At 57.8% G+C, this 2,294-nt stretch carries 1 protein-coding gene; it reads left to right on the top strand.

Going from position 1 to position 2,294, the window contains the following annotated elements; genetic code table 11:
• Positions 1 to 34: 34 nt before the first annotated feature.
• Positions 35 to 2,294, top strand: a 2,260-nt coding sequence (locus GX108_05080) for an endonuclease MutS2 (GenBank protein ID NLO56412.1), incomplete at its 3' end; no start/stop codon positions are given.

The raw sequence follows: 2,294 nt of genomic DNA on the forward strand, positions 1-2,294 counted from the left end.
AGGGCGGGAACATGGAAATGGCGGAGCCTTCAATTTGAGGGTCGAAGACAAAACCACGGAACTGGTCGAGATCACCGCCGTCCTGGAAAGAATGTCCAGGAGGACAAGATCAGAGATTGGCGTTTCCTTGCTCAGGGAGATGGTCCCGGCGGCATCGGTCAATGCTGCCCGCCAGCGACAGGAACAACTGAAGTCCTATATCCGTTACGTTGAAACCAGGGGAGAATTGCCCTGGGATGAGAGGATAAAACCCTTAGGATCTCTCCTAGAGAGCGCCAGGGATTCGGCGGTACTGGCGGGGGGGGAACTGCTCCTTTTTCGGATCCTGATAGGCCTTTCCAAGAGGATCAAGGAGGTTCTGAGGGAAGCCCGAAAAGAAATACCCGGCATCGAAAAACTCTCCGAAGGGATCCGGGATCTGGAAGTGGAACTTGAAAAACTCCAGGTCCTGTCCGATGACGGTGAACTCTACGACAGCGCCTCGGAGAAACTAGCCCGGGTAAGGCTCTCCCTCAGAGACCTCACGTTCAGGGCGCGGTCCCGGTGCGCGGCGCTCTCCTCGGAGCCCGGTATGACCCCGATGCTTCAGGACAGGGTTGTGCACTTCAGGAACGGGCGATTCGCCCTCCTGGTCAGGGCCGAGGACTCCGGGCGGTTCGACGGGATAGCCATCGATAGGTCTTCTTCCGGCAAGGGCGTTTACATGGAGCCAAAAGAACTCGTTTCCCTGAACAACAGGATCGAGATTCTCCGACGCGAGGAAAACGAGGAGGAGAGAAGGATCCTGTCTTCCCTCACCGTCATGCTCCTGGAAAAAGAACTCCCCATCCTGGAGACCGAGTCCGCCCTGGCCAGGATCGATGTCCTTTATGCCTGTGATCAATTCATGGCTGAATCTTCCTGGACCCTGCCCGAACTGGATGATCGATCCCGCTTCCACTTCCAGGACCTCTGGAACCCACTGATCGGTAAAGAGTGCGTACCGGTGAGCATCCACTGCGGAGAGAGGTTTCGCCAACTGATCATCACCGGGCCCAATACCGGCGGGAAAACGGTGGTGCTGAAGTCGGTAGCCATCGGGATCTTCCTCGCCCTGTCGGGACTCCCCGTCCCCGCGGCCGAGGGAACCCGGGTGGGCTGGATCGTCCACATGGCAGCTGACATAGGCGATGAGCAGGGTATAGAGCAGAGCCTCTCCACCTTCAGTTCCCATATTCGAAGGATTATAGCCATGATGGAGAAGGCCGGCAAGGATAGCCTCTTCCTGCTGGATGAACTCGGAGCCGGAACGGACCCTCAGGAGGGCGCCGCCCTGGGGATCGCCATCCTGGAAGCATTGAAGGAAAGAGGTTCCCTGGTTCTTGCTACAACCCATCATAACCCCATAAAACGCTACGCCCTCGGTAGCAGGGGGGTGGAAGCGGCCGGCATGGAGTTCGACCCGGCCACCCTGGCCCCGACATTTAAACTGATCATGGGACTTCCTGGAAAGAGCAACGCTCTGTTCATCGCCGAGAGGCTAGGAATGCCCAAGGAAGTCATCGACTTGGCCAGGGAACACCTTTCCGGCGAGGCTCGGACGGCAGAGCAGGTCATGGCGGAACTTTTCGATAAGCAGGTCGAACTGGAGAGTGCGGGAACGGCCTTGGCCGAGGAGAGGAAGAATCTCGCCTCACTTAGGCGAAAATTCGAGGATAGGATCCGAGGGGTAGACGAAAAACAGGAAAAAATCTTGGAGGCCGCCGACAAAAAGGCCAAGATCATCATGGATAAGGCGGAAAGAACTGCCCTGGAGATGCTCAACCGGTTGCGCGGGGCCGCCGAATCATCCGCCCGCAGGGAATTTGGGAAGTCAAAGGAAGAAATGCAGCCGCTGAAGGACAGGATAAACCGCAGGGAGAAGACTCTGGCCAGGAAAAGGATGGAAAGAGAAGGTGTTCCCAGGGTTGGTGATGTCGTCAAGTTTATAGGCACCGAGGCCAGAGGTGTCGTCGAATCTATAAAAGGGGACAAGGCCGCGGTAGTCGCGGGCTCCATGACGATAGACGTCCCCCTGAAGGACTTGGCCAGAGTCGAGGGCAAAGTGCCGTCCCCGGCGGCAGAGCCCTTCCAGAGCGCCCATGTCCCCGTGCCAAGGGGCGTGCCCTCTTCGATAATGGTCAGGGGAATGACCGTAGATGAAGCCATACCCGAGATGGAGGTGTACCTTGACAGGGCTTTCCGCGCCGGGTACGGCGAAGTAGTCATTATCCACGGGAGGGGAGAAGGGATACTCAGGAGGGAGGTCCACTCCC

Origin of the sequence: Thermovirga sp., from assembly GCA_012523215.1 — a bacterium.
Classification (GTDB): domain Bacteria; phylum Synergistota; class Synergistia; order Synergistales; family Thermovirgaceae; genus 58-81.